Raw genomic sequence first — 1,358 nt, 5'->3', positions numbered from 1 at the left:
GAGGGTGTAATTAGTTTTGTGTAACCGGTCATTTGGCAGGAGACTGCCTACCCCAAGGAAATCCAATGACCGAGCCAAAATCCAAGCGCGCCAAACGAGTCAAACCTGATCCTGAACTGGTTAAATTGGCCGACAGCCTGCTGAGCAATTACAAAAAGCCCGAAGACCTCATCGGTGAAAACGGCCTGCTCAAACAGCTCACCAAGATGCTGGTCGAGCGGGCCCTTGAAGCCGAAATGACCGAACACCTGGGGCATGACAAAAGCGCAGCGATCACCAACGCTGCCGCCAATGCGCGCAACGGTCACAGCGGTAAAACCCTGAAGGGCGACTTCGGCGAACTGCCGCTCGACATCCCTCGCGACCGTCAGGCCTCCTTCGAGCCGCAGTTGGTCGCCAAGCATCAAACCCGCTGGACAGGCTTCGATGACAAGGTCATTTCTCTCTACGCGCGCGGTTTGAGTGTCAGAGAAATCCAGGCGCACTTGCAGGAAATGTACGGCACAGAGGTCTCTCCCAGCCTGATCTCGGCCATTACCGACGCGGTGAGTGACGAGGTCAAGCTGTGGCAAGCCAGACCGCTGGACGTGCTGTACCCGATCCTCTATCTGGACTGCATTCACGTCAAAGTGCGTGACGCTGGTGCCGTGCGCAACAAGGCGGTTTATCTGGCTATCGGCGTTAACATGGCCGGTCACAAGGAAGTGCTGGGTCTGTGGATCGCCCAAACCGAAGGCGCCAAATTCTGGCTGCAGGTGGTGACCGAACTCAAGAATCGTGGCGTGCAGGACATCTTCATCGCCTGCGTGGACGGCCTCAAGGGCTTCCCTGAGGCCATTGAAACGGTCTACCCGAAAGCCGTTGTTCAGCTGTGTATCGTGCACATGGTGCGCAACAGCCTGAATTTCGTGTCGTGGAAAAAACAGCGGGAAGTGGCGGCTGACCTCAAGTTGATTTACACCTCGACCACCGCCGAATTGGCAGAACAACGACTCTGCGAATTTGAAGCCAAATGGGACGCTGAGTACCAGTCGATCAGCCTGTCATGGCGGCGAAACTGGGCTCGAGTGATCCCGTTTTTTGATTATCCAGCCGAGATTCGCAAGGTGATTTACACCACCAACGCCATCGAATCGATCAACATGAGCCTGCGCAAAGTGATCAAAACGCGCGCCTCATTTCCGACCGATGACGCGGTGATGAAACTGTTTTATCTGGCCCTAAACAACATCAGCAAGAAGTGGACGATGCCGATCCGGGACTGGAAAGCGGCCTTGAATCGCTTCAGTATCCAGTTCGAAGATCGTCTGTTAACGGTTTAATAAAAATCCCGTTTACACAAAATCTAGGACACCCTC

General features: G+C 54.6%; 1 protein-coding gene. It reads left to right on the top strand.

Annotated features, from left to right (window positions below; all coding sequences use genetic code 11):
* Nucleotides 1–65: 65 nt before the first annotated feature.
* Nucleotides 66–1,322, top strand: a complete 1,257-nt coding sequence (locus KGA96_RS29580) for an IS256 family transposase (protein ID WP_223467072.1) — start codon at nucleotides 66–68, stop codon at nucleotides 1,320–1,322.
* The last annotated feature ends 36 nt before the right edge of the window (nucleotides 1,323–1,358 follow it).

Source organism: Pseudomonas sp. GL-R-26 (assembly GCF_019947365.1).
In the GTDB taxonomy this organism is placed as follows: Bacteria; Pseudomonadota; Gammaproteobacteria; order Pseudomonadales; family Pseudomonadaceae; genus Aquipseudomonas.
Note: the sequence above shows the minus strand (reverse complement) of the source record. Positions and strands in the feature narration are given on the sequence as shown.

What these genes read in the sequence shown, in the direction of transcription:
- KGA96_RS29580 (WP_223467072.1), top strand. Translation starts at nt 66, where the DNA reads ATGACCGAGCCAAAATCCAAGCGCGCCAAACGAGTCAAACCTGATCCT.